This is a genomic window from Roseivirga echinicomitans (genome assembly GCF_001592935.1).
Classification (GTDB): Bacteria; Bacteroidota; Bacteroidia; order Cytophagales; family Cyclobacteriaceae; genus Roseivirga; species Roseivirga echinicomitans.
Window position 1 is genome coordinate 35,195 of record NZ_LRDB01000023.1, and the last position, 23,474, is coordinate 58,668.

At 40.4% G+C, this 23,474-nt stretch carries 24 protein-coding genes; 15 read left to right on the top strand and 9 right to left on the bottom strand.

Annotated features, from left to right (window positions below; genetic code table 11):
• Positions 1-16 precede the first annotated feature (16 nt).
• The 5 genes from AWN68_RS11355 to AWN68_RS11380 all read left to right on the top strand — a co-directional run bounded on the left by AWN68_RS11355 (position 17) and on the right by AWN68_RS11380 (position 4,204).
• Complete coding sequence (locus AWN68_RS11355; protein ID WP_068415541.1) at positions 17-460, top strand: DoxX family protein; 444 nt, start codon at positions 17-19, stop codon at positions 458-460.
• A 16-nt stretch (positions 461-476) separates the two neighbouring features.
• Entirely contained in the window at positions 477-1,097 is a 621-nt protein-coding gene (locus AWN68_RS11360) for a dioxygenase family protein (RefSeq protein ID WP_068415542.1), read from the top strand.
• 153 nt (positions 1,098-1,250) lie between these two features.
• Positions 1,251-1,766 (top strand): hypothetical protein, encoded by a 516-nt coding sequence (locus AWN68_RS11365; protein WP_068415545.1) that lies wholly within the window; start codon positions 1,251-1,253, stop codon positions 1,764-1,766.
• Positions 1,767-2,525: 759 nt separating this feature from the next.
• Entirely contained in the window at positions 2,526-3,308 is a 783-nt protein-coding gene (locus tag AWN68_RS11375; RefSeq protein WP_157716189.1) for a hypothetical protein, read from the top strand.
• 104 nt (positions 3,309-3,412) lie between these two features.
• Positions 3,413-4,204: a DUF5677 domain-containing protein gene (locus AWN68_RS11380; RefSeq protein WP_068415552.1), complete on the top strand. Its 792-nt coding sequence runs from the start codon at positions 3,413-3,415 to the stop codon at positions 4,202-4,204.
• A 109-nt stretch (positions 4,205-4,313) separates the two neighbouring features.
• Here AWN68_RS11380 and lysS read toward each other — a convergent pair whose 3' ends face one another.
• Positions 4,314-6,035 (bottom strand): lysine--tRNA ligase, encoded by a 1,722-nt coding sequence (gene lysS / locus AWN68_RS11385; RefSeq protein ID WP_068416453.1) that lies wholly within the window; start codon positions 6,033-6,035, stop codon positions 4,314-4,316.
• Positions 6,036-6,185: 150 nt separating this feature from the next.
• Between lysS and AWN68_RS11390 the strand changes: the two genes are divergently transcribed.
• The gene (locus AWN68_RS11390) at positions 6,186-6,545 is read left to right on the top strand and encodes a BlaI/MecI/CopY family transcriptional regulator (RefSeq protein ID WP_068415553.1); all 360 of its coding nucleotides are present in this window, start codon (positions 6,186-6,188) and stop codon (positions 6,543-6,545) included.
• Entirely contained in the window at positions 6,538-7,698 is a 1,161-nt protein-coding gene (locus tag AWN68_RS11395; RefSeq protein ID WP_068415556.1) for a M56 family metallopeptidase, read from the top strand. Before AWN68_RS11390 ends, AWN68_RS11395 begins: the two co-directional genes overlap by 8 nt.
• Positions 7,699-7,775: 77 nt before the next feature.
• Here AWN68_RS11395 and AWN68_RS11400 read toward each other — a convergent pair whose 3' ends face one another.
• Together AWN68_RS11400 and AWN68_RS19245 are read right to left on the bottom strand one after the other, a co-directional pair.
• Complete coding sequence (locus AWN68_RS11400) at positions 7,776-8,579, bottom strand: proline dehydrogenase family protein (protein ID WP_317038921.1); 804 nt, start codon at positions 8,577-8,579, stop codon at positions 7,776-7,778.
• A gap of 39 nt (positions 8,580-8,618) precedes the next feature.
• Positions 8,619-8,987, bottom strand: a complete 369-nt coding sequence (locus tag AWN68_RS19245; RefSeq protein ID WP_317038922.1) for a proline dehydrogenase family protein — start codon at positions 8,985-8,987, stop codon at positions 8,619-8,621.
• 82 nt (positions 8,988-9,069) lie between these two features.
• On the opposite strand from AWN68_RS19245, the gene AWN68_RS11405 reads away from it, so the two are divergent.
• The 6 genes from AWN68_RS11405 to AWN68_RS11430 all read left to right on the top strand — a co-directional run bounded on the left by AWN68_RS11405 (position 9,070) and on the right by AWN68_RS11430 (position 16,082).
• Positions 9,070-10,167, top strand: coding sequence for a bifunctional 3-deoxy-7-phosphoheptulonate synthase/chorismate mutase type II (locus tag AWN68_RS11405; RefSeq protein ID WP_068415559.1), 1,098 nt, complete (start codon positions 9,070-9,072; stop codon positions 10,165-10,167).
• The gene (locus AWN68_RS11410) at positions 10,160-10,702 is read left to right on the top strand and encodes a prephenate dehydratase (RefSeq protein WP_068415562.1); all 543 of its coding nucleotides are present in this window, start codon (positions 10,160-10,162) and stop codon (positions 10,700-10,702) included. The genes AWN68_RS11405 and AWN68_RS11410 overlap by 8 nt, the downstream gene beginning before the upstream one ends.
• A gap of 201 nt (positions 10,703-10,903) precedes the next feature.
• Entirely contained in the window at positions 10,904-12,001 is a 1,098-nt protein-coding gene (locus AWN68_RS11415; RefSeq protein ID WP_068415565.1) for a bifunctional 3-deoxy-7-phosphoheptulonate synthase/chorismate mutase type II, read from the top strand.
• Entirely contained in the window at positions 11,998-13,032 is a 1,035-nt protein-coding gene (aroB, locus tag AWN68_RS11420; RefSeq protein WP_068415567.1) for a 3-dehydroquinate synthase, read from the top strand. The genes AWN68_RS11415 and aroB overlap by 4 nt, the downstream gene beginning before the upstream one ends.
• A 2-nt stretch (positions 13,033-13,034) precedes the next feature.
• The gene (locus tag AWN68_RS11425) at positions 13,035-14,249 is read left to right on the top strand and encodes a 3-phosphoshikimate 1-carboxyvinyltransferase (RefSeq protein ID WP_068415568.1); all 1,215 of its coding nucleotides are present in this window, start codon (positions 13,035-13,037) and stop codon (positions 14,247-14,249) included.
• A gap of 81 nt (positions 14,250-14,330) precedes the next feature.
• Positions 14,331-16,082 carry an ABC transporter ATP-binding protein gene (locus AWN68_RS11430; RefSeq protein WP_068415569.1) on the top strand — a complete coding sequence of 584 codons (1,752 nt, stop codon included), beginning with the start codon at positions 14,331-14,333 and terminating at the stop codon, positions 16,080-16,082.
• A gap of 34 nt (positions 16,083-16,116) precedes the next feature.
• On the opposite strand, the gene AWN68_RS11435 is transcribed toward AWN68_RS11430, so the two are convergent.
• The 3 genes from AWN68_RS11435 to AWN68_RS11445 all read right to left on the bottom strand — a co-directional run bounded on the left by AWN68_RS11435 (position 16,117) and on the right by AWN68_RS11445 (position 19,631).
• Positions 16,117-16,896 carry an ABC transporter substrate-binding protein gene (locus tag AWN68_RS11435; RefSeq protein WP_245657998.1) on the bottom strand — a complete coding sequence of 260 codons (780 nt, stop codon included), beginning with the start codon at positions 16,894-16,896 and terminating at the stop codon, positions 16,117-16,119.
• Positions 16,897-16,901: 5 nt separating this feature from the next.
• Complete coding sequence (locus tag AWN68_RS11440; RefSeq protein ID WP_068415572.1) at positions 16,902-17,972, bottom strand: M42 family metallopeptidase; 1,071 nt, start codon at positions 17,970-17,972, stop codon at positions 16,902-16,904.
• A 78-nt stretch (positions 17,973-18,050) separates the two neighbouring features.
• On the bottom strand, positions 18,051-19,631 hold the full coding sequence (locus tag AWN68_RS11445; protein WP_068415573.1) for an acyl-CoA carboxylase subunit beta: 1,581 nt from the start codon (positions 19,629-19,631) through the stop codon (positions 18,051-18,053).
• Positions 19,632-19,765: 134 nt separating this feature from the next.
• Between AWN68_RS11445 and AWN68_RS11450 the strand changes: the two genes are divergently transcribed.
• A complete protein-coding gene (locus AWN68_RS11450; protein WP_172796064.1) occupies positions 19,766-20,722 on the top strand; it encodes a Ppx/GppA phosphatase family protein in 957 nt (318 codons plus the stop codon).
• Between the two features lie 11 nt (positions 20,723-20,733).
• Positions 20,734-21,807 (top strand): Ldh family oxidoreductase, encoded by a 1,074-nt coding sequence (locus AWN68_RS11455; RefSeq protein WP_068415578.1) that lies wholly within the window; start codon positions 20,734-20,736, stop codon positions 21,805-21,807.
• Here AWN68_RS11455 and AWN68_RS11460 read toward each other — a convergent pair.
• The 3 genes from AWN68_RS11460 to AWN68_RS11470 form a co-directional block, all read right to left on the bottom strand.
• Positions 21,804-22,379, bottom strand: a complete 576-nt coding sequence (locus AWN68_RS11460) for a hypothetical protein (protein ID WP_084362845.1) — start codon at positions 22,377-22,379, stop codon at positions 21,804-21,806. The genes AWN68_RS11455 and AWN68_RS11460 overlap by 4 nt on opposite strands.
• A 60-nt stretch (positions 22,380-22,439) precedes the next feature.
• Complete coding sequence (locus AWN68_RS11465; protein WP_068415581.1) at positions 22,440-22,739, bottom strand: FtsB family cell division protein; 300 nt, start codon at positions 22,737-22,739, stop codon at positions 22,440-22,442.
• Between the two features lie 72 nt (positions 22,740-22,811).
• On the bottom strand, positions 22,812-23,399 hold the full coding sequence (locus AWN68_RS11470; protein ID WP_068415582.1) for a hypothetical protein: 588 nt from the start codon (positions 23,397-23,399) through the stop codon (positions 22,812-22,814).
• Between the last annotated feature and the right edge of the window lie 75 nt (positions 23,400-23,474).

Here is a 23,474-nt window from a genome sequence, read left to right on the forward strand (position 1 = left end):
AAATTCATTAGACATCATGGTTGAAAAGTATTTAACACCCCTTCTCCAATCTTCAAAAGATAAGGTATCTGGATTGGGTTTTCTTATGCTCAGAATAGGCACCTCCACATTAATGGTTTACCTGCATGGTTGGCCAAAACTCAAGAATTACTGGGAGGACCAAAACAGCCTCCCAGAGCTCATTGGGCTAGGCTCTGAGAGTGGTTTACTACTCGCTATTTTTGCTGAGGTAATTTGTTCATTTCTTCTGGCCCTTGGTCTTTTGACTCGAATCGCGGTGATTCCGCTGTCATTCACCATGGTTGTTGCCGCTTTTATCTTTAATGCAGATCAAGCATTCATCGTCAAAGAGAAAGCCATATTATACTTGATTGTATATCTCTTCTTTTTAGTTGCAGGGGCAGGAAAATACTCGATGGATCACCTACTCGCGCAAAAAATAAACTCAAAAAAACAGTAATTAAAGAACAACTATTATGAGACAATTTTTAATCATCCTTTCCTTGCTGACGCTCTTAAACAAAACCAGCTTAGCACAAGACAAACAAGTTGGAGGACGCTGTCAAGATTGTGAAGCACTAATGGACTATCACCTTTTTTCTATTCAGCCCAAAGCATCAGATACGTTGCCTGGCTTTCTGGAAAATACGCCTAAGATTAAAATATCAGGAAAAGTATTTGAAGCAGACGGAAAGACTCCAGCTAGTAACGTAATTCTATACATATATCATGTTGACAGAAATGGAATCTATCAACCTAGTGATAATCCAGTAGGATGGGAAAAGCTTCACGGACAGTATAGAGGCTGGCTAAAAACGAATAGCAACGGGGAGTACTCATTTTTTACCTTTAGACCTGCCCACTACCCTGAAGTTGAAGAACCTGAACATATTCATATCTATGTTAAAGAACCAAATACTACCCCATATTACATAGATAGTATTCTTTTTGAGAGCGACCCTATACTCACAGCAAAAATCAAGAAAGCTAAGAAAAATCGCGGTGGTTCAGGAATTGTCCGACTCGAAATAAAAAACGGCATTTGGACTGCCAATAGGAACATAATTTTAGGACTGAATATTCCCGATTATAAATAAAGCATTAGGCAACAGACGATAGCTAGACAGATTCATCAAACAACTAAAACCCCCATTGCTTTACAGTCCATTTTTTCTAGAAGTTTTTGATAAATTACATAAGATATATACGCGAGAGATGTGGTGGGTATATAACGTTGAGCATAATGTAAAATGGCCAAACCAATAAGTCAACTAACATATAAGATTGTCGCGTTTCTTGAAATCCAACAAGTCGACACCAATGAGAGTATTGATTGGGCAATTGAAATGATGGAACTTGGATACGAAAGTCCGACTTTATACATGCTTGCAAGTTTCAACAAGCCGACAAATTATTCCGAAGTTATTAACTACGTTACAGACACGGTAGAAGAACTCGGACTTGAAATGAAAAGTGGTGATATTGCAACTTTGAGCTACACAAGCTATTATGTTCATCAAATCGCCAAAGGGCAAAGAGTAAGAGAAAACTTGACTGAACTTTACAAGTTTTGTCAAATGAGAGACTATGAAGGCCTTGTTTATGACTTCTATCTACTTTATTGGGCTTGGGTCGCCCTTGACTATGAAGACCATACATACAATCACTATTGGGACGGAGCCAGAAGAGAAAACATTAAAACGATTGTAATGGACGTAGCGAAAAAGTGGCTTAAAAAAAACAAAGAACACTATGCACAACATTAGCTATGGCAAATATTCCCGCCCTTGATGTTCTTCACCAACAAGCCACCATTAGTGAGTCATTGTAAAGAAGTTTTGAAAAATTACATGAGGTAAAAAAAAGATATAAGTGTGGTAAGAATTTAGCCTTGTGCAAAGCACTGAATAAATATGGATGAGTTTCTAAAATCTAAATATGATAATCTAATATTATCAGATCAAAAGAAGGATGAGTCAAGAAATACGTTTTTTAAGACACTTTCAACTCTTTCAGCAGCATTACTTGGATTGCTAGTTGGGCTCAAGCCTTCATTAATAAGTGATCAAAATGCCAAAACAGCATTTATCATTTGTCTAATTTCAATAGCTACATGCATTATATTTTCGATTGGAACAATGTATTACGAAGTATTAAGTTCAATCAAAATATTCAATACTAGGAAACAGGAACTCTCTAACTACGTGAAGAAAAATGAAGAATATTCTATCACACTATTTCATAGAAAACATTGGATATTTTGGCTTTTTGAACTACTTGCTTTATTATCGATGATAGTGTATTTAGCCTTTTTAATAATTTATGTTTACCACATAGAATATTAAGCACTCTGTACAACATCGGCTATTCCGTCCTTGTTGGTGTTCTTCACCAACAAGCCACCAATAGTTAGTCACTGAAACTAATTTTTTTTGATAAATTACATTGGATATACGCCATAAATGTGGTGGATACATAACGTTGTGGAAAACTGCAGCAATACACCAATAAGACCGAATAGATATATGAGTGCAACAATAACATGGGCGATAAAAGATAGAAATTACGTCCATGTCTCAACATTCGAGCCAAATGTTGGCCTTAATTGTGGTTGCGTCTGTCCAGAGTGTAAGGAACATCTAGGGTCAAGAATTTATTCCAAGAACTCAAATAGAGAAAGCTGTTACTTTCATAAAAATGAAGAATCAACTTGTACAGGAGGGCAAGGAGAATCTGAATTGCATTTGTTGGCCAAAAAGATATTTGAAAAGAATAACTGGCTTATGACCCCTCCTTTTGAGACAACTGGAAAGTTAAAATTTGACTACAAGAAAGTAGAATTCGAAAACATAATTGGTAATATAAGGCCAGACATTATTTTAACGAGCGAAACTGGGAATCAACTTTTGGTCGAAATTGGTGTAACCTCCTTTATTAAAGGAAATCATAAGAAGATTAGTGAAATTGAACGGCTGAGAATACCAACAGTCGAGATTGACTTAAAAGAATTGCATATCGAAAACCCCATTATTGATAGCTCAATAGAGTCTGAATTACGGTCCCATTTAATAGAGTCAATAGATAAGAAGAAATGGATTTGGAACATCCCAAGCATCGTTAATGACGCTTCCGAAGGGCAATCAATGAATTCCGAACTGAAGGATCTCTTAATTTTAATTATGACATTTATTGGCTTGAGAGCACTAATTGTTCGGTGGAAAAGAAGAAACTCCTCGCAAAAAAAACATAGGCCTACTAATAGGAGAAAAAGAAGGAAAACGGTTTATGGAAAGTCCACCAAGTATTAATAAATTTAAAGCAAGGCATAGCTATGAGCGAGAGGAAAAGTTAGTGCTTTGTAATCCTGTCTCATGATAGATAGTCGTTATGCACTATTTTTTTTTGACTGTGTATGGATAAGAAAAAAGATGACATAATTGAATTGTACAATGTTGGTTGTGCTATGTTGGTGTTTTCTTTTGACACCACCGACCTTACAACAAAGGACATCATACTAAGAAATTTTCTTGCTAAATCGATAAGTCAACTCAGGACAATACAGTTGTTAAACAACTCAGGACAACTATTGGACTGTTACATAATTTATCGTTCTATGGTTGATCGACTAGGTCATCTTTATTACTTGCAGAGGACAAATTCATTTGGAGATTTTGAAGCCTGGAGTTTCCTGAGACAGATAGATGCTAATAACAACTCATTAAGTGACGTTAATTTTAAAGACACATTCCCTAAAGAATTTTTCTTACCCACACAGGACGATAAAGTGAGATACAAACAAATTCAAAAGAAAGAGACAAAATGGAAGCGTCCTGACATAGAGGAAGAATTTAAGACCAAAGGTTTCTATTTCTTATACAAATTTGGTTATGACTACGCAAGTACGCATGTTCATCCCATGGCGAATGATGGTTTAGTAGAATATTACAGGATGATTCATAATCCACCTATTGAGGTTGAAAAATATCTTAACCATCAGACACAGTTGATAACTCGAAAGTCAACTCTAATTTCGTCTTTGACAGTTAATGAATGTTTAAATTCCTCTTCACTAGAATGGAGAGCATTAGTCTTTTCGTTTTTAGAGTCATTCAGACAAGCAATCAATGACCAAGACAATGAATTTGAATTTAATTTCTTCAAAATGAAAAAGTTTATTGATGACAATGAGCCCTTGGCAAAGTAGATTACTGGAAATGAAAAATAAGTTCACAAACTATAGCCAGACGAACACATCAAAAAAGCCATCCTGCTTTCGCAAAATGGCTTTTTGTATTTTTAGATTGGGTTAACTGTTAGTTCAACCAGCCTTCGATTTCTTCTAAGCTAGCCGCTGCAACGTCTTGAAGCTTGAGCTTCTTTCTCATGCCCCCCATATCGTTGAGCAGTTTAGAAGCCGTTTGTTCTTTGAGCTGTGCAATGGTATTGATGTTCAGTTTTCTCAGAATTTGAACCAGTTCTAATCGAACGCCTTCTTTTACAAACTCATCATCCGTAGCCATTTTGGCTTTCTTCTCTGGTTTCATTTGAGGGAAGAACAACACATCCTGAATAGACTTTGAGTTAGTCATAATCATCGACAAACGATCGATACCAATGCCTAAACCAGCGGTTGGCGGCATGCCGTATTCCAAGGCACGAAGAAAATCTTCATCCAAGGTCATGGCTTCGTCATCTCCTCTTTTACCCAGCTCCAGCTGCTCTTCAAAACGCTCTCTTTGATCGATTGGATCGTTCAACTCAGAGAATGCATTACAGATTTCCTTTCCGTTACAAATCGCTTCGAAACGCTCCACCAAACCTTCTTTAGTGCGGTGCTTTTTCGCCAATGGAGACATTTCCACCGGATAATCCGTGATGTAGGTCGGCTGAATCAGTTTGCCTTCACAGTGCTCACCAAAAATTTCATCAATGAGTTTTCCTTTCCCCATCGATTCATCATTCGGCACTTTTAGTTTCTTGGCTGTTTCTCTCAATTCAGCCTCGTCCATTTCAGAAATATCAACGCCTGTAAAATGCTCAATGGCTTCAAACATGGTGTAACGTTTCCAAGGACGTTGGAAATCAATTACGTTTTCACCCACCTGAACTTTAGTCGTTCCGTGTAAGTCAATGGCCACTTTCTCTACCATTTCCTCCACCAAATTCATCATCCAATTGTAATCCTTGTAAGCCACATAAAGCTCTACTTGGGTAAATTCTGGATTATGGAAACGTGACATTCCTTCGTTTCTGAAATCTTTAGAGAATTCGAAAACGCCATCGAAGCCACCTACAATTAATCTTTTTAGGTACAATTCATTGGCAATTCGCATATAGAGCGTCATGTCCAAAGTATTGTGATGTGTTTTGAAAGGCCTTGCTGCTGCCCCACCATACAAAGGCTGAAGGATTGGCGTCTCCACCTCTAAGTAACCTCTGTCGGCCAAGAACTGACGCATTGAGTTCACCATGTGCGTTCTTTTAATGAAAGCCTCTCTTACATGAGGGTTCACCACCAAATCCACATAACGCTGTCTATAACGCTGCTCCGGATCGGTAAAGGCATCGTGTACTTTGCCTTCTGCATCGGTTTTTGGTAATGGAAGAGGCTTTAAAGATTTAGTAAGCACGGTCATTTCTGTTACGTGCACAGAAGTTTCGCCTACCTGTGTTTTGAACACATAGCCTTTGATTCCAACAATGTCGCCAATGCTTAATATCTTTTTGAAAACGGTATTGTAAAGGGTTTTGTCTTCGCCTTCGCAAATATCATCTCTTCTTACATAGACCTGAATACGGCCTTGAGTATCTTGAATTTCGGCAAAAGATGCGGAGCCCATAATTCTACGGCTCATCATTCTACCGGCAATGGTCACTTCCTTATAGCCTTCAGGATTCTTATCAAAACCTTCCTTAATTCCCTTAGAATAGTGAGTTACCTCATAGGTTTCTGAAGGATATGGATTGATACCGAGCTTTTGAAGTTCCTCTCGCTCTTGTCTTCTGACAATTTCCTGTTCGCTTAAAATCTGCATTGCTTTATTTTTTTCGAGGCGCAATTTAGTCATTCAATGACATTTATTAAACAATTAAAAGAGGTCTCTATATACTATTGAAAAAATTTACTCCTAAATAATTAGGAGTTGTCCGAGATCTTTAAGACTTTTCCGAAAGAATTAGGAGTTATGAAAGACTTAACAAAAGCTGAAGAGCAAATAATGCAGATCGTTTGGGAGCATGATAAGATGTTCATCAAAGATATTGTAGACCAAATGCCTGACCCAAAACCAGCCTATAATACGGTGGGTACTTTCTTGAAAATTTTGGAAACCAAAGGTTTTGTGAATAGAGAGAAAGTGGGAAATACGTTTTCTTATTCCGCTACGGTGAAAAAGAAAGCCTATACCAAAAAGTCGATGAACGGACTTTTGAGCAACTATTTTGAAGGTTCGGCCGAAAAGCTGTTTTCATTTATGATGCAGGAGAAAAAGCTAAGCCCTGAACAAGTGGAAGATTTGATGCAAAAACTGGAAGACCATGAATAGTTATTTAATAGAATCTTCAATTTGCCTAGCAAGCTTTTATGGCTTCTATTGGCTCTTCCTTCGTGGAGAAAAATTACTTTCTGTGAATAGGTTTTACCTGTTATTCACGGTTTTGGCTTCAATGCTTATTCCTTTACTCAATTTTCAAAGTCAGTTTGCTTTCGGTGCTGTCCTCGAAACGCTTAATACGGGCGCTGCCACTCCAATTCAGGGAAGCACCGCAGAAGCATTAACACAGTCGGCACCGCTGATTTCCTTAAGCACAATTTACCTCATTGGTGTGGCCGTCTCTATCGGCATCTTATTCTTCAAGCTAGTACTTGTAAAACGAAAAGTGGGCAAATGGCCTTCGTTACAAAACAATAAGATTGAAGTGATTGAAACCGAAGGCAATGATGCTTATAGCTTTTTCAATACCATTTTTATAGGCAAGGAATTGAACAAAAACGAAAGTTTAAAACAGCAAATCATCACACATGAGCTTGCTCATATTGAAGGAAGGCATTCGTTGGATTTACTGCTTTTTGAAGTACTCAAATGCGTTTATTGGTTCAATCCATTTAGTTACTTCTATGCTAAATCCATCCGTCTTCAACATGAATACATAGCCGATCATTCGGTATTGAAGCGTATTCCCCCAAAACATTACGAAAGGTCATTATTGCAATTCGCCCTGGCCAAAGTGAACAGCAGCTTGATCTCCAGCTTTAGCGAGCACCCTATTCAGAAAAGATTAAAAATGATTCAAAAATTAAACTCAAATGTCATGAACAAATTAAAACCATTACTCGCCCTGCCTATTTTAGGCCTCTTATTTATTGCTTACGCTTGCACCGATGTGGTCGAACCAGTATTGGTAGATGAAATCGAAGAAGTTGTACTCGATCTGGATGTTAAAACTGAACCTTACTTAATAGAGTACCTTGATTCAACACGTACTTCAGATAATGAAATCATTTTCGAAAATGAAATTGAAGTGCCTTTAGAGGTTGTAGAAATAAGGTCAAGATTAATACAACTTCATGAAATCGGTAAAAAGCAACAGACTGTCGATGGTTATGAAGTAGTTGAAAGACTCAATGTTCCCATTGAGATCACTGAAATTACTGAACAGCCAATGAAGGTTAAAGGAGTTAGAAGAAGTAATAATTAACATCAAAATACACGCATTAAAAAGCCTGACCTAGTTCAACTAAGTCAGGCTTTTTGCTTTCTTTTTGGATTCCCTTTTTAGAACTTATCCTGATGAGCAAATTCCTTTTTGGCTTCTTTTCTACGTTGCATTTCCTTTTTAATCAAGGTCAGTTCACGGCTGCTTTGACCTTTTACAGAAGTATTCTCATTTGCCCTGCGCATCAAGTAAGGAATAGTGGCTTTAATAGGCCCATAGGGCACATACTTAATTACGTTATAACCTGCATTAGCAAGATTAAAAGAAATATGATCGCTCATGCCATACAACTGACCAAAGTAAACCCTCCTATCGTCTCTCGGTAAACCATACTTTTCAAGATAAAGTGTTACCAAATAATTACTTTTCTCGTTATGCGAACCTGCGAAAAGCCCAATGTCTTCAATGTATTGAATACAATACTCAGTGGCTGCATCAAAGTCTCTGTCGGTAGCTTCTTTGCTCGGTTGAATTGGGTTTTCATAGCCCATCTCTTGAGCTCTTTCAGCCTCTTTTTCCATGTATGCGCCACGCACCAACTTCGCACCTAGTCTATAGTTGTTTTCTTTTGCATCGGCATGCAGCTCCTTCAAATGTCCTAACATGCTATGGGCATACATCTGAAAGGTATAGAACACTAAGGCTTTTTCCGTATTGTACTTGGCCATCATGTCCCTTGTGATATCCGTTACTGGTTTTTGAATCCAAGTTTCCTCCGCATCAATCAAAACAGAAACGTCTTTTCGTTTGGCTTCAGCACAAATCATATCTACTCTGGCCTTTACCCGCTCATAAGCTGCCACTTCCTTTTCAGAAAGTTTTTCTCCTGCATGAATTTTGGTCAGTAAATCGAAATGAGCCAAGCCTGTAATCTTAAAAGCAGAAAACCGAATGAACTCATATTAGCTCGCTCGGTCTATAGTTCTCATTATTTCTTGTGCACTTCCATCAAATCCTTCTTCGGTCTTTTCCCCTTCAACAGAATAATCGAAGATGGCGCCAATTCCAAAAGCCGCCAATTCGTTGGTTGCGCGCTGGCATCCATCCAAGGTTTCACCTCCACAAAACAAGTTGAAAATAGTCTTTCTAATGATTCCCTTTACAGGTAAACCCAAGTTTAAGGACCACTTGGTAAGGGCCATTCCTACTTTTACCAATCCTGGAGATTGCATAGTAGAGAAAATAAAATGCGCTTGCTTTAGTGCTTCGTCAGTTCGAGCCGCAAAGGCATTTGTAAGGTTGTCAAAATCAACAAACTTTTTTAGTTCCATAGCGATATTCAAAGTCCGCAAATATAGTAACAAACCAATAGTCTCCTACCTTTGTTGTACTTGAGTTGCAAACGAAATATACATGACTAATCCCCCATTACACAGACGGTTAGACAGCGACAAAAAGCCCATCATTATCGCAGGGCCTTGTAGCATTGAAAGCCAAAGTCAATTTTTAAAAACACTGAAGGGTTTAGACCTTTCTAAAGTTGATTACATAAGAGGTGGGATCTGGAAGCCTAGAACTCGGCCAGGTTCTTTCGAAGGCATGGGCGAAGTCGCTTTTGAATGGGTGAAGGAAGTGCAAAAGGAACTCGGTTTTAAATTTGCCACCGAAGTAGCCTCCACTGAACATGTAGACATTGCTTTAAAAAATGGCGCTGGATTATTGTGGATTGGTGCCAGAACTACTGTCAACCCTTTCAATGTGCAAGAAATTGCCGAGGCTCTTCGAGGCGTAGACCTTCCCGTTTTTGTAAAGAACCCTATTAATCCAGATTTATCACTTTGGAAAGGGGCTTTGGAAAGGCTGTTAAAATGTGATGTCAAAAACCTCGGTGCTATTCATCGTGGCTTTCAAACATTTCAGCAAAGCAAATACCGCAATACTCCGCTGTGGCAAATCCCGATGGAATTGAAAAGTGAATTCCCTGACTTGCCTCTGCTCTGCGACCCAAGCCATATTGGTGGAAAAAGAAGTCTAATTGCTGAATTGTCGCAACGGGCTATGGACTTAGACTTTGATGGTTTGATGGTTGAAACACACATCGACCCTGACAATGCGCTCAGTGATAATGCGCAACAATTAACGCCCGATGCTTTTGGTCTTCTTCTGGATAGTTTGATTTTTCGAAATCATACGTCCAAAAACGAAGACTTCAACAATCAGCTAGACATCATTCGTGAGCAAATAGATCAAGCGGACAGGGAAATACTGGAAGCCATTGCCACCCGTTTAAGCTTGGTTGAAAAGATTGGAACCTATAAAAAAGACAACAACGTGGCTATTTTTCAGATCAGTCGCTGGAAAGAGATTTTGCACTCCCGACCAGAATGGGCAAAATCTTTAAACTTAGACCCCGAATTTATTCGCGAACTTTACCGACATATTCATCAGCAATCCGTAAGGATACAGACATCCGTATTTAATAAAGAACAAGACAAACAACCTAATGACTGAACTAGGACTACTCGGCCCTGAAAACACTTATCATGATATGGCTAGGCAAAAATTTTTGCCCAATGTTAGCCATGTACTTTTCCATTCATTCGATGACGTTTTTAAAGCGCTCAAAGAAAAACGAATTAAAAAGGCATTGATCGCCATCAAAAACAACACCTCTGGTTTGGTTGGAGATAATTTAGAGCGCATCAAAACCTCAGGGCATCGTATTCTGGAGCAGTTTGAGCTTCCAATTCATCTTTGCCTAGGGAGCTTTAAAGCTGCTAACATTGAGAGTATAAAAAAGATCTATTCTCACCCAATGGCAATCAAAGAGACCAAAAAGTTCTTCGTCAAATACAGCCATATTACTTTCATTTCAAGCACCAGCACGGTAAGTGCTATTCATGAATTGAAGAATAACCGTGAGAAAAATTCGGGAGTAATTGCCAGCAAAGAGGCCATAGAAGCCAACGACCTCATGTTACTTTCGGAGAATATCGAAGACAACTCGACCAACAGCACAACTTTCGCTTTGGTGGAAAACGCTTAAAAAAAATAATTTCACTTTATATTTTTCTTTAAAAAAGAGATACCTAAGTTTATCGCATGTTAGCAGCAAGGACATCATTTTATTACTTTTTTTACTTTAGAACTCAACGAGATCGAGCCTGCGCTATCATATAAATGAAATTGTAAAAATATTTTATTAGCCCGGTTCGAAAGAGTCGGGCTTTTTTTTTGACCAAACGTAATTATGAACATCATCGACATTAAAGATTGGGGGCTCGGATTATCAGAGCATGTGCTCATTGCCGGCCCTTGCAGCGCAGAAAGCCCGCAGCAAATCGAAACCATTGCAAAAGGTTTAAAGGAAAGTCCTGTTGAATTATTTAGAGCGGGTGTATGGAAACCCAGAACTAGACCCGGCTCTTTTGAAGGCGTTGGCGTGGAAGCTCTGGAGTGGCTACAAATTGCCAAAGACATTTTGGATGTACCTGTGACAGTAGAAGTAGCAAAAACAGAACATGTAGAAGCCGCACTAAAAGCTGGCGTTGATGTGCTTTGGATTGGTGCTAGAACAACGGTAAACCCATTTTCGGTACAAGAAATTTGCGAAGCCTTAAGAGGCACCGACATTCCCGTAATGGTGAAGAACCCCATCAACCCAGACCTTCAACTTTGGTTGGGCGCTTTTGAAAGACTTAATAAAGTAGGTATAAAAAAAGTGGCCGGCATTCACCGTGGTTTTTCTGATCCTTACGAAAAAAGATACCGCAACAAGCCAGAGTGGTCATTACCCATTCACTTAAAACGAATGATCCCCGGTCTTTCTGTAATTTGTGATCCAAGTCATATTTGTGGCGCACGCGAAATTATTGGAGCCGTAAGTCAAAGGGCCATTAACTTTGGTTTGGATGGTTTGATGATTGAAACTCACCACGACCCAGACAATGCCTGGAGTGATGCCAAACAGCAGATCACACCTCAAGCGCTTAAAATCATTTATGAAAGCCTGATCTTTAGAGAAAACGTAGACGAGCATCCAGAAATGCTAAATGAGCTGGATCAATTCAGACAAAAAATTGATTTACTTGATACGCAACTACTAGAGCTTTTTGCCGAAAGATTCAAAGTAATAGAGCAAGTAGGTGACTATAAGCGCGAACATAATTTAGCCGTTTACCAGCCTAGCCGTTGGGAAGAAGTGATGGAAAGCAGAATTCAGGACGGCTTGCGTAAAAATTTGACAGAGAAGTTTATGAAAAGCCTTTTATTTGCCATTCACGAAGAGTCCGTGAAAAAGCAAGAAGCACAACTGAAAGAAACCCGTCCATTGACAAACGCATGAGCCACATTGTAATTGACCACATAGAAACCAGCCTCAAGGCGGTATTAAAGGAAACTGACTTTACGCAACTAGCGGTTTTAGTCGATGAGAATACGCATGCGCATTGTTATCCTTTGGTACAGGCCTTTTTGCCTGAGCATTTGCTCATACAAATCACTTCGGGCGAAGAGAACAAAAATCTTCGCACTTGCGAACACATTTGGGAGCAATTCACCACAAACAACTTTGACAGAAAAGCATTGCTGATCAATTTGGGTGGTGGCGTCATTGGCGATATGGGTGGTTTCTGTGCGGTGACTTACAAACGCGGTATTCGATTTATGAACATTCCTACTACCCTATTGGCGGCTGTAGATGCCAATGTAGGCGGGAAGTTAGGAATCGATTTTATGGGCTTTAAAAACCATTTAGGTTTCTTCCAAGAGCCAGAAAGTGTTTTGATCGACCCTGTGTTTCTAAAAACCTTAGCGCCAAGAGAATTAAGATCGGGTTTTGCAGAAGTAATTAAGCACGGACTGATAGCCGATACTGATTATTTTGAGCAAACCACTGCCCATGGTTTAAACATTGAAAACTGGGAAGCGGTGATTGCCCATTCGGTAGAAATCAAAAATGAAGTAGTAAAAGCCGACCCAAAAGAAGCCGGGCTCAGGAAGATTTTAAACTTTGGGCATACCATAGGGCACGCCATTGAAAGCTTCTATTTAAATACAGACAAAAAGCTTTTGCATGGAGAGGCAATTGCGGCTGGAATGATATGTGAAGCCTACTTGTCAAAAAAACTGCTGGGTTTTTCTGATGAAAATCTATTGCAGATTTCTGACACCATTCTCGAAATTTATCCTGAAATTAACATCGCAAAAGAGGACTTTTCTGGAATCATAAAACTGATGTACCAAGACAAAAAGAATCTCAATAACCTCCTCAACCACTCCCTTCTGATGGACATCGGAAAGGCCACCTACGATATCGCAGTAGACGAAAAAGATGTAATTGATTCTCTTTTTTACTTCACTAAACTGAAACACTGACCTTGGAAACCATTCACCTTAAACACTCACCCCAACTCAAAGCAGTAGAAATCCCGCTTCCTGCTTCTAAAAGTGAGAGCAATAGGGCTTTAATTATCAACGCGCTTTCTGGTAACCTATCAGCACTACAGAACCTATCGGAGGCCAGGGATACTCAAACGATGATTCGTTTATTGGCCAGTTCGGAAGAAACTTTAGATGTTTTGGACGCTGGAACCACGATGCGATTTCTTACAGCACTTTCAGCCGTGGGAGAAACACCGAGGATTCTTACTGGCACGGCAAGAATGCAACAACGTCCAATCAAGATTTTGGGTGATGCGCTTAAAAGCCTTGGTGCCAAAGTGAAATATTTAGGAGAAGAGGGTTTCCCTCCACTCAAGGTAAAGCCCATTGTTGATCAAAAGACCAACAGTATTAAAATGCAAGGCGATGTCAGCAGTCAGTTTATATCGGCTGTATTAATGATTGCCCCTTGTTTACCCCAAGGGCTTAATTTAGAGTTAAAAGGGAAAATCGGCTCTCGCCCTTATATCCAAATGACTTTGGACATGATGAGGCTTTTTGGAATTCACTCCAACTGGACCAACCAAACCATTGAAATTAAGCCTCAGCAATACAATGATTATCCCTATGTAGTGGAGTCCGATTGGTCGGGTGCGAGCTACTGGTATAGTTTTGTCGCTTTAGCGGATGATGCCAAAATCAAATTGAAAGGGCTCAGACAAAAGTCGCTTCAGGGCGACATTGCCATTGTGCACATGATGAATCAGCTTGGCGTGATGAGCACTTTTGAAGCCGATGGTGTGGTACTTCAGAAAATCCCTCATTCCAACGAGGTGAATTTTGACTTTAGCGATTGCCCAGATTTGGCCCAAACCATAGCCGTTGTTTGTGCGGCAAAGAAAATACAATGCACCATGACAGGTTTAGAAAGCCTTGTGATCAAAGAAACCAACAGGGTGAAAGCCCTAAAAAAGGAGCTGAAAAAATTCAAAGTCAAGTTAAAAGAAGTAGCACCAGAGGTGTTTGAACTTAGGTCTAAATTCGAATTGAGTGATACCCCCATAGAAATCGAGACCTATGACGACCACAGAATGGCCATGGCTTTTGCTCCACTTTGTACCTTGCAGGGCATCATCATCAAAGATCCCAGTGTGGTCAATAAATCATACCCAGGTTTTTGGAAAGACATTGAACTGGCAACAGGTCAGTAAGAATGTCATTTAAATTACTTTTGATCAATTGAACTAACTGGCTTTCAACACGGTTGGTCTTACTATATTTCAGCGGTTACCATGGCAAAGAAGAAAAAACTCGACAATATCACTGTAGGTGAAGTTTTTAAAAGAATCATTTGGCCCAAAAGAGGGCTTTTACTTTTTGGACTGGTCTTAATTTTACTTAGAAGTGCAGCCAGTTTGGTGCTTCCGAAAGCAACTCAATACTTGATTGATGATGTTGTGGTAAACAAAGACATGGAAATGCTGAAAATGGTTATTCTTGTCACCATAGCGGCCATCATTACCCAAGCCATTACTTCCTTCGCCCTTACCCGTATCCTCAGTGTTCAAGCGCAAAAGCTCATTGCGGAATTGCGTGTTCAAGTGCAAAAGAAAATTTTATCACTCCCCCTTAATTTCTTCGATAGCACCAAGTCTGGAGCATTAGTTTCAAGGATTATGACCGATGTGGAAGGCGTAAGAAACTTAGTAGGAACTGGTTTTGTACAGCTTATTGGCGGTAGTATTACTGCAGTTGCCGTACTCGTCATACTCTTGGGCATGAACGCTAAACTTACCGCATTTGTGGTCGTTCCTGTGATCATTTTCGGTTTAGTGGCCATGAAAGCATTTGCCTATTTAAGGCCAATCTTCAGAAAAAGAGGCCAACTCAATGCTGAAGTTACCGGGCGATTAACGGAAACTTTAAGTGGCGTGCGTGTAATCAAAGGCTTTGGTGCTGAGTTACAAGAAACGGAGAGTTTCGAAACTGGTGTAAAATCATTGTATGAAAATGTAAAACAGACGCTTACAGCAACTGCCGTAGTCACCAGCTCTGCCACTTTCCTTTTAGCGGGTGTTGCAAGTACAGGTATTCTAGGAATTGGAGGCTACTATATCATTCAAGGCACCATGACCACGGGTGAACTCTTTGCATTTATTGGCTTACTCGCTTTACTCATTGCCCCAATTGTTCAAATGTCAAATATTGGTAGCCAGATTACAGAAGCATTTGCCGGACTAGATCGTACGGAAGAGATTATGTTGATGAAAGCGGAAGACGATGACGAAAACCGAACCGTTAAGCTTAAAGAAACAGACGCCAATATCAAATTCGAAAATGTATCATTCGCTTATGAAGAAGATACAGACGTATTGAAAAACATAAGCTTCGATGCACCTTCTGGAAGCGTTACTGCTTTGGTTGGAACTTCTGGCTCAGGTAAATCTACAATTGCAGGTTTAGCCGCTTCTTTCCTTAACCCACGTGAAGGGAAAATCACGATTGACGGCATCGACCTTTCCTCCATTTTATTAAAAAGCTACCGAAGAAAGTTAGGTGTAGTACTTCAAGATGACTTCCTTTTTGAAGGGACAATCCGCGAAAACATCCTTTTCCCTAGGCCAGATTCTTCTGAGGAAGATTTACAGAACGCAGTGAAAGCAGCGTATGTAAATGAATTTACCGATCGATTTGAAAAAGGATTGGAAACCATAATTGGCGAAAGAGGTGTGAAACTTTCTGGTGGCCAACGACAGAGAATTGCCATTGCCAGAGCCGTTTTGGCCGATCCAAAAATCCTTATTCTTGACGAAGCCACTTCCAACCTCGATACAGAAAGTGAATCTTTCATCCAAGAAAGTTTATCGAGCTTAATGAAAGGTAGAACTACTTTTGTAATTGCTCACCGTTTAAGTACCATTCGCAAAGCAGATCAAATTCTCGTGATTGAGAATGGTGAAATTGTTGAAAGAGGTACACACGATGAGTTGATTGTTAAAGAAGGTAGATATTATCAGCTGTACACTTATCAAGCAAGAATCTAACTTGTGCCGAAGAAATTGATGGCGCTTCCTCTTTTTATTTCAGGTCTGCGAAATAAGCAGGGGCTTGCATTAACCTACTTCCGTACCAACTGAACATTTCACCATCTACGAGTTGAACGTCACAATTGGGTAGCACGGTCTTTAGTTCGGCAATGTGCTTTTCCTTAAAAGGGTAAGGTTCCGAAGAGAGAAGAATAGCTTCGGGATTTATGTCTTGGATAGCCTCTAGTGTAAGTTCTGGGTAACGTGTTTCTGAAAGCACATTTTCAAAGCCAGCGAAATCCATCATTTCATCAATAAATGTTGCTCTGCCTGCCCCCATGTACGGCTTCTTCCAAATAAGATACAGCGCTTTTTTTCTCGACTTATAGGGAAGCGAAGCAAAACCCTCCTTCACCTTTTCTACAATAGAAATTGATTTGGCTCTTTCCTCTACCAAATTACCGATGGCCAAAATCATATCGAAAGCCTGATCTAGCCCAAGAATATCGCTCATCCAAACCGGGTATTTCTTGGCCAGTTCCTCTATGCCTTCAATGTAATTTTCCTCTTTATTCCCGATAATTAGGTCAGGTTTGAGCTCATCAATTACATCGAACTTAAACTGCTTGGTACCGCCAACAAAGGTTTTGGATTCGTGCCATTGACTTGGGTGAATACAAAACTTGGTGACCCCAATTACGCGGTCACCAAGTCCTAAATCATATAATAATTCTGTTTGGGAAGGCACTAAAGAAACAATGCGCTGAGGCAAACTAGGTACCTCTACCTTCCGCCCCATTTGATCCAACACCACTCTTATACTCCCTTCCAAACCAATTATTTTAAATAGCTGAAATCATGATCGGCTGGTAAATGAAGTATAAACTGATACATCAGTTCAATTACCTTCTCTATATCGCTTTCATGTGCAGTTTCTACGGTAGTGTGCATGTACTTCAAAGCCAAAGAAATTAAAGCTGAAGGCACACCTTCGTTTGAATAGGCAAAAGCATCGGTATCGGTGCCCGTTGATCTTGAGCTCGCATGACGCTGGAATTCGATCTTATTCTTTTCTGCTACATCAATCAGCATTTTCAATACGTTGTTATGCACCGCAGGGCCGTAAGCCAATACAGGGCCTAAACCGCATTTCTGATCACCTTGTATTTGCTTTTCATACATTGGCGAAGCAGTATCGTGACATACATCTGTAATGATGGCTACATCGGGCTTGATTCTAGCGGCAATCATCTCCGCACCACGCAAACCAATTTCTTCTTGTACCGAATTGACCACATAAAGACCAAATGGAAGTTTCTTGCCTTCTTCGTGAAGCCTTCTGGCCACTTCGGCAATCATAAAACCACCAATACGGTTATCGAGCGCACGACCACACCAAAATTTCTTATTGAGTTTAAAAACCTCATCGTCAAAAGTAATTACGGTTCCCACATGAACGCCCATATCAAGCACTTCCTGCTTCGACTCCGCTCCCACATCGATGAAGATATTTCTCAGTGAAGGTGATTTTTCAGATGCTTTATCGCGCACGTGAATGGCTGGCCAGCCGAAGACACCTTTTACAATTCCCTTTTCGGTGTGAATGTTCACCCTTTTTGAAGGCGCTATTTGGTGATCAGAACCCCCATTTCGAACTACATAAATGTAGCCGTTGTCATCAATGTAGTTGACGAACCAGCTGATCTCATCAGCATGTGCTTCAATCACTACTTTAAACTTTGCATCAGGATTGATTACCCCTACTGCCGTTCCGTATTTGTCCGTGAAATAGCTATCCGTATACGGCTTGATATAGTCTAACCAGATTTGTTGACCTGAAGCTTCAAAACCTGTTGGTGAAGCATTATTCAAATATTTGGTAAGGAATTCCTGACTCTTCTTATTCATAATTTTCGGTATTCTAAATGCTAAAAAACTGGCCAAAAGCCAGTTCTATAATTCAATTCGGTACGGATAAAACCCTTGTTACAAAGGAATGTTCCCGTGTTTCTTTTTCGGTAGCGTAGCCACCTTGTTCTCCAACATGGTAAAGGCCCTAATAAGTTTCTTACGGGTATCTTGAGGCAAGATTACTTCATCCACATAACCTCTTCGTGCAGCCCGATAAGGGTTGGCAAATTTCTCAGTATATTCCTCTACTTTCTCCGCTAACTTCGCTTCAGGGTCATCAGCAGCCGCAATTTCTCTTTTGAAAATGATTTCCGCAGCACCTTTCGCTCCCATTACCGCAATTTCAGCCGAAGGCCAAGCGTAGTTCATGTCCGCCCCAATGTGTTTGGAGTTCATTACATCATACGCTCCACCGTAAGCCTTCCTAGTGATTACGGTAATTCTTGGCACCGTAGCTTCAGAAAAGGCGTAAAGCAATTTCGCTCCATTGGTGATAATGGCGTTCCACTCTTGGTCTGTGCCTGGCAAGAAGCCCGGCACATCTTCCAACACCAATAAAGGCACATTGAAACAATCGCAGAAACGCACAAAACGGGCTCCTTTAACACTCGCATCAATATCTAAAACTCCAGCCATAGAAGCGGGTTGGTTTCCTACAATACCGATACTTCTTCCACCAATTCGGGCAAAGCCCACAACAATATTTTCCGCAAAGTTTTTATGTACTTCGAAGAATGAATCATCATCCACCAAGCCATCAATCACCTCGCGCATGTCGTAAGGTTGGTTTGGGTTTTCTGGAATAATATTATTCAATACGGTTCTTACCGCATCTTCTTCCAAATCATATTCATAAACCGGGGCCGTGTCTTCACAGTTTTGCGGAATGTACGACAGCAATTGTTTGATTTCATTAATGCACTGCACCTCGTTGGCCGAGGCGAAGTGTGTTACTCCACTTTTAGTACTGTGCGTGCTAGCGCCTCCTAATTCTTCAGAAGTCACTTCTTCTTGCGTTACAGTTTTCACCACATTAGGCCCGGTAACAAACATGTATGAAGTGTTTTCCACCATGAAGATAAAATCGGTAATGGCTGGTGAATACACCGCACCACCCGCACATGGTCCCATAATAGCAGAAATCTGAGGCACTACACCCGAAGCCATCGTATTACGGTAGAAGATATCGGCATAACCGCCAAGCGACACTACGCCTTCTTGGATTCGAGCTCCACCAGAATCGTTCAGGCCAATCACTGGCGCACCGTTCTTCATGGCCAAATCCATAACCTTCACTATTTTTTCGGCATGTGTTTCAGAAAGAGAACCTCCGAACACCGTAAAATCTTGTGAGTAAACATATACCAAACGGCCATGAACCGTTCCGTAACCCGTCACTACGCCATCGCCTAAGTAGATCTCCTTCTCCAAGCCAAAATCTGTAGCCCTGTGTTCTACAAACTTGCCAATTTCTTCAAAACTGCCTTCGTCTAACAATAACTCAAGACGTTCCCTCGCGGTAAGTTTGCCTCTTTTGTGCTGGCTATCAATTCGTTTCTGACCTCCACCCAATAAGGCTTCTGCATTTTTTTGCTCGAGCAATTCAATTTTATCTGCTTTGGTTATGTGTTTTTTAAGCGGGGTATTCTTAGCCATAGGTGTGGTTTTATATACTCGTCAAAGATATACAGGTCAGTACAAAAAAAGAACATAATCGCCATCTATTACCTTTCGATGAACACCCATATTTTAATAGAATGCCTTATATTCGCCCATCTTTGCAGAAGGGCATGAAAGAGAGAATAGCGGTTATTGATTTGGGCACTAATACCTTCCACTTGTTTATAGTGGAGGTGAGTAAGCGCGAAATCAAAACGCTATACCGCGAGAAAATAGCCGTGAAAATTGGCAAGAACGGCATTAGCAAAGGGAGAATCTCAGCTGATGCCAAAAAAAGGGCCCTTCACACCCTACAAGTCTTCAAAACCATTATTGATCAATTCGAGGTCAAAACCATAACTGGAGTTGCAACAAGTGCCATCCGATCCGCGAAAAATGGCCAACAATTACTGGACGAGATCAAAGAAAAAACTTCCATTGACATCAAAATCATTTCAGGCGACCGTGAGGCGGAACTCATTTTCTATGGTGTGAAGTCCACTTCGCAACTGACAGAAGTTCCACAGTTGGTGATGGACATTGGCGGTGGAAGCGTAGAGTTCATCATTGGCAACAACCAAGAAATATTCTGGAAGCAAAGCTTCGAAATTGGTGCACAAAGGCTTTTGGATAAGTTCCACAAGGAAGACCCTATGCCGCAGGAAAGCATTGAAGAAATGAATACTTGGCTTGAAACTGAGCTTTCCAGTTTGGTAGCCGCCATTGAGGAATTCAAGCCCAAAGGATTAATAGGTTGCTCTGGTACTTTCGATACGCTTTCTGAAATTTATATGAAGAAAAATGGGATTGAAAGGGTTGCAGACGGCCTAACTTTTCAATTCCCAATAGAAGCAAACAACAGAATTTACGAAGAGCTAATTACAAAAAACAAGAAAGAGCGAATGCATATCCCTGGTATGGTTACCATGCGAGTAGATATGATTGTTGTAGCCAGTTGCTTGATTCAGTTTGTTTTAAAACATATGACTACCGAAAACATTACGGCCTGTGCTTATGCATTGAAAGAAGGGCTTTTGTATACATCGTTTTCGCATATTAAGATATCGGAGAAAAACACTTCGAATTAAAAATTACACACATGTCGAATTATTCTTACCAAGATCTATATCAGTTTTCTCATTCCGTTTTCATCAAAATGGGCTGCTCAGAAGCAGATGCAACTCAGGCTTGTGAAACACTGCTTTCTGCCGATCTAAGAGGCATCGATTCGCATGGTGTCGCTAGACTCAAGGGTTATGTAAGGCTTTGGGAAAAGGGAAGGATAAATGCTACTCCAAACATCAAAGTTACCTATGAGACTCCAAGTACCGCTGTCGTAGACGGTGATGCCGGTTTAGGACTAGTCGTTGCTCCATTTGCGATGAGAGTGGCCATCACAAAGGCAAAAAATGTGGGGACAGGTTGGGTTTCGGTAAAAAACTCTAACCATTACGGCATTGCTGGCTTCCATTCGTTATTGGCCGCACAGAATGACATGATTGGTATTTCAATGACCAATGCTAGCCCTTTGGTTTCCCCAACTTTTTCCAAAGAAAGGCTCTTAGGCACCAATCCAATAGCCATTGCTATCCCTGCTGGCAACGAACCTCCCTTTGTTGGCGACTTTGCAACCACCACTGCCGCGAATGGAAAGCTCGAAATTCTTCAAAGAAAAGGAGAGCCTGTACCCAAAGGCTGGGTGCAAGACAAAGATGGTATGGATACCACTAATGCTTTTGGTGTTAAAGAAGGTGGTGCTTTGCGTCCATTAGGTGGTAGTAGACTACATGGAAGTCACAAAGGCTATATTATGGGTTCTGTGGTGGATATTTTCTCGGCTGTGCTTTCTGGGGCCAATTATGGCCCTTGGGCACCTCCATTTGTGAGTTTTATGGATCCAGTAAGTGATCCGGTAGGCGAAGGCCTAGGCCATTTCTTTGGCGCCATGCGTGTAGATGCTTTCCGCCCAGCAACTGAATTTAAAGAACACATGGACAATTGGATTCAGCGTTTCAGAAATTCAACACCTGTTGATCCTGAACAACCTGTGCTCATTCCTGGTGACCCGGAACGTGAAATGGAGAAAATAAGAATGGAGCAAGGTATTCCTTTGCTTCAACCCGTTTTTGAGGACCTAAAAGAAATTGGAAAGAAATTCGGAATCGAATTTTAAAAAGTAATCCCCCCTCGTATTACTAATGCACTTCCATAAGGTGACCTGAGGTCATCGTGCAGAAGGTTATATAAGACAGTGATGTTTATTCCTCCCTTTTTAAAAATAGGCTGAAAGGCACCACCACCAATAAAGAGCCCCGGTACCCATTCACGGTTCGTAGTTTCACTGTAAGGATCAGCCGCAAATTCAACATTTAAGGCCTCAAATTCCAAGTGAGCAAAATAGGTCTCGAAAATATTATGTCGTAAAAAAGTACGTCCACCATATACGCTGCTGCTTAACTTAAATGTATTGCGTGAGGGTAATAAAATATACTTACGTGAAAGATAGAGATAAGTAGCGCCCAAACCAGCGGAGAAGTCAGGAGTGATCATATAACCAGCCAATGGAGATACATCGATGTAAGTAAAGTCGGTTCCGAGGTTAAATGAAAAGTTTCCTCCAAAATAAACCCTGTCCATAAAACTAACAGAGTCTTCTTTCTGGGGCTCTTCCTCGAAGTAAATTTGAGCTTGGAGTGATGAAAAGGTCATTAAAAAGAAGAGGGCAGCGATCAATAATTTTCTCATAATCCTAGTAACGAAAAAGTCCTCAAAAAGAGGACTTGATATTGAATATTTTTTTTTGAATTAGTCTTCCGTGACTATGACGAAAAGATCTTCAGATGGTTTCTTCATCAAGTACTTTTCTCTAGCAAACTTTTCAAGCAACTCTTGATTTGTAGTGAGCTCTTCTTTGTTCTTCAGTACTTCCACTTTTTTCTCAATGTAGTATTCCTTCTGATTTTTTAGGTTACTCAGTTTCGATTTAAGTCTTATCTGAGTCACAATATCATTGGAGTCTACAAACAGCATCCAGATAATGAAAAATGTTCCGAAGAGAAAATAGAAACTCTTTGCGAAACGAGGAACTTTGGTGAAAGCCTTCATAGTACAAAAGTAACTAACTTTTTAGCACAAAATCAAAAGTATGCCGATTTACTCTTGATTCTGTTTTTAAAATCAATTGTTTGGAGCGCCAGCGTCTACCCAAACTACGATAGTATTGATCTGATCAGTACTTAAAGCATTGGATCCTGATGGAGGCATTGTTCTGGCCGAAACTCTTGACTTTATGGATAAATCTTTTGCCTTTACATCGCTGTAATTCGCCATTACGAAAGGTGCACTACCTCCGCTTACGTGGCAACCTGAGGTTGCGCAGCTACTTTGCATAATTGGAAATACATCACTAGAGAAAGATGGAGTAGCTGAGCCACCAGTTGATTCCGTAATTGTAATCGAAACGCTAGCTGTACAGCCTTGGTTGTCTTTTACCGAAACAGTGTAGTTACCAGCAGCAAGACCAGTGAATGAGGATGAGCTTTGAAAGGTCCCACTGCCAATTTTATATTCTAATCCGCCGTTTGATCCAGCAGCAGATATCGACACACTTCCGTCTGACTGGCCCGATGTAGCACTTTGTTGGCTTGATATGGTCAGTACAATTGGTGTTGCACAAGGATCAGGGGTTTCATCTCCACCTCCGCCACTACAGGCTGAAATGATTAAAACAATAATTAGCGCGAAGTATATTGGTCTGATTTTCATAGTAGGGTTGTTTTTTACCCTATACTTAGATTTTTACAATATGGCTGCGTACCCTTAAAACAAAAAAGACTCCAC

Coding starts and splice junctions, on each gene's coding strand:
- AWN68_RS11360 (WP_068415542.1), top strand. CDS start 477: ATGAGACAATTTTTAATCATCCTTTCCTTGCTGACGCTCTTAAACAAA.
- AWN68_RS11395 (WP_068415556.1), top strand. CDS start 6,538: ATGAATAGTTATTTAATAGAATCTTCAATTTGCCTAGCAAGCTTTTAT.
- AWN68_RS11470 (WP_068415582.1), bottom strand. CDS start 23,399: ATGAAAATCAGACCAATATACTTCGCGCTAATTATTGTTTTAATCATT.
- AWN68_RS11390 (WP_068415553.1), top strand. CDS start 6,186: ATGAAAGACTTAACAAAAGCTGAAGAGCAAATAATGCAGATCGTTTGG.
- AWN68_RS11405 (WP_068415559.1), top strand. CDS start 9,070: ATGACTAATCCCCCATTACACAGACGGTTAGACAGCGACAAAAAGCCC.
- AWN68_RS11375 (WP_157716189.1), top strand. CDS start 2,526: ATGAGTGCAACAATAACATGGGCGATAAAAGATAGAAATTACGTCCAT.
- AWN68_RS11465 (WP_068415581.1), bottom strand. CDS start 22,739: ATGAAGGCTTTCACCAAAGTTCCTCGTTTCGCAAAGAGTTTCTATTTT.
- aroB (WP_068415567.1), top strand. CDS start 11,998: ATGAGCCACATTGTAATTGACCACATAGAAACCAGCCTCAAGGCGGTA.
- AWN68_RS11460 (WP_084362845.1), bottom strand. CDS start 22,379: ATGAGAAAATTATTGATCGCTGCCCTCTTCTTTTTAATGACCTTTTCA.
- AWN68_RS11380 (WP_068415552.1), top strand. CDS start 3,413: ATGGATAAGAAAAAAGATGACATAATTGAATTGTACAATGTTGGTTGT.
- AWN68_RS11455 (WP_068415578.1), top strand. CDS start 20,734: ATGTCGAATTATTCTTACCAAGATCTATATCAGTTTTCTCATTCCGTT.
- AWN68_RS11410 (WP_068415562.1), top strand. CDS start 10,160: ATGACTGAACTAGGACTACTCGGCCCTGAAAACACTTATCATGATATG.
- AWN68_RS11365 (WP_068415545.1), top strand. CDS start 1,251: ATGGCCAAACCAATAAGTCAACTAACATATAAGATTGTCGCGTTTCTT.
- AWN68_RS11355 (WP_068415541.1), top strand. CDS start 17: ATGGTTGAAAAGTATTTAACACCCCTTCTCCAATCTTCAAAAGATAAG.
- AWN68_RS11430 (WP_068415569.1), top strand. CDS start 14,331: ATGGCAAAGAAGAAAAAACTCGACAATATCACTGTAGGTGAAGTTTTT.
- AWN68_RS11450 (WP_172796064.1), top strand. CDS start 19,766: ATGAAAGAGAGAATAGCGGTTATTGATTTGGGCACTAATACCTTCCAC.
- lysS (WP_068416453.1), bottom strand. CDS start 6,035: ATGCAGATTTTAAGCGAACAGGAAATTGTCAGAAGACAAGAGCGAGAG.
- AWN68_RS11440 (WP_068415572.1), bottom strand. CDS start 17,972: ATGAATAAGAAGAGTCAGGAATTCCTTACCAAATATTTGAATAATGCT.
- AWN68_RS11445 (WP_068415573.1), bottom strand. CDS start 19,631: ATGGCTAAGAATACCCCGCTTAAAAAACACATAACCAAAGCAGATAAA.
- AWN68_RS19245 (WP_317038922.1), bottom strand. CDS start 8,987: ATGGAACTAAAAAAGTTTGTTGATTTTGACAACCTTACAAATGCCTTT.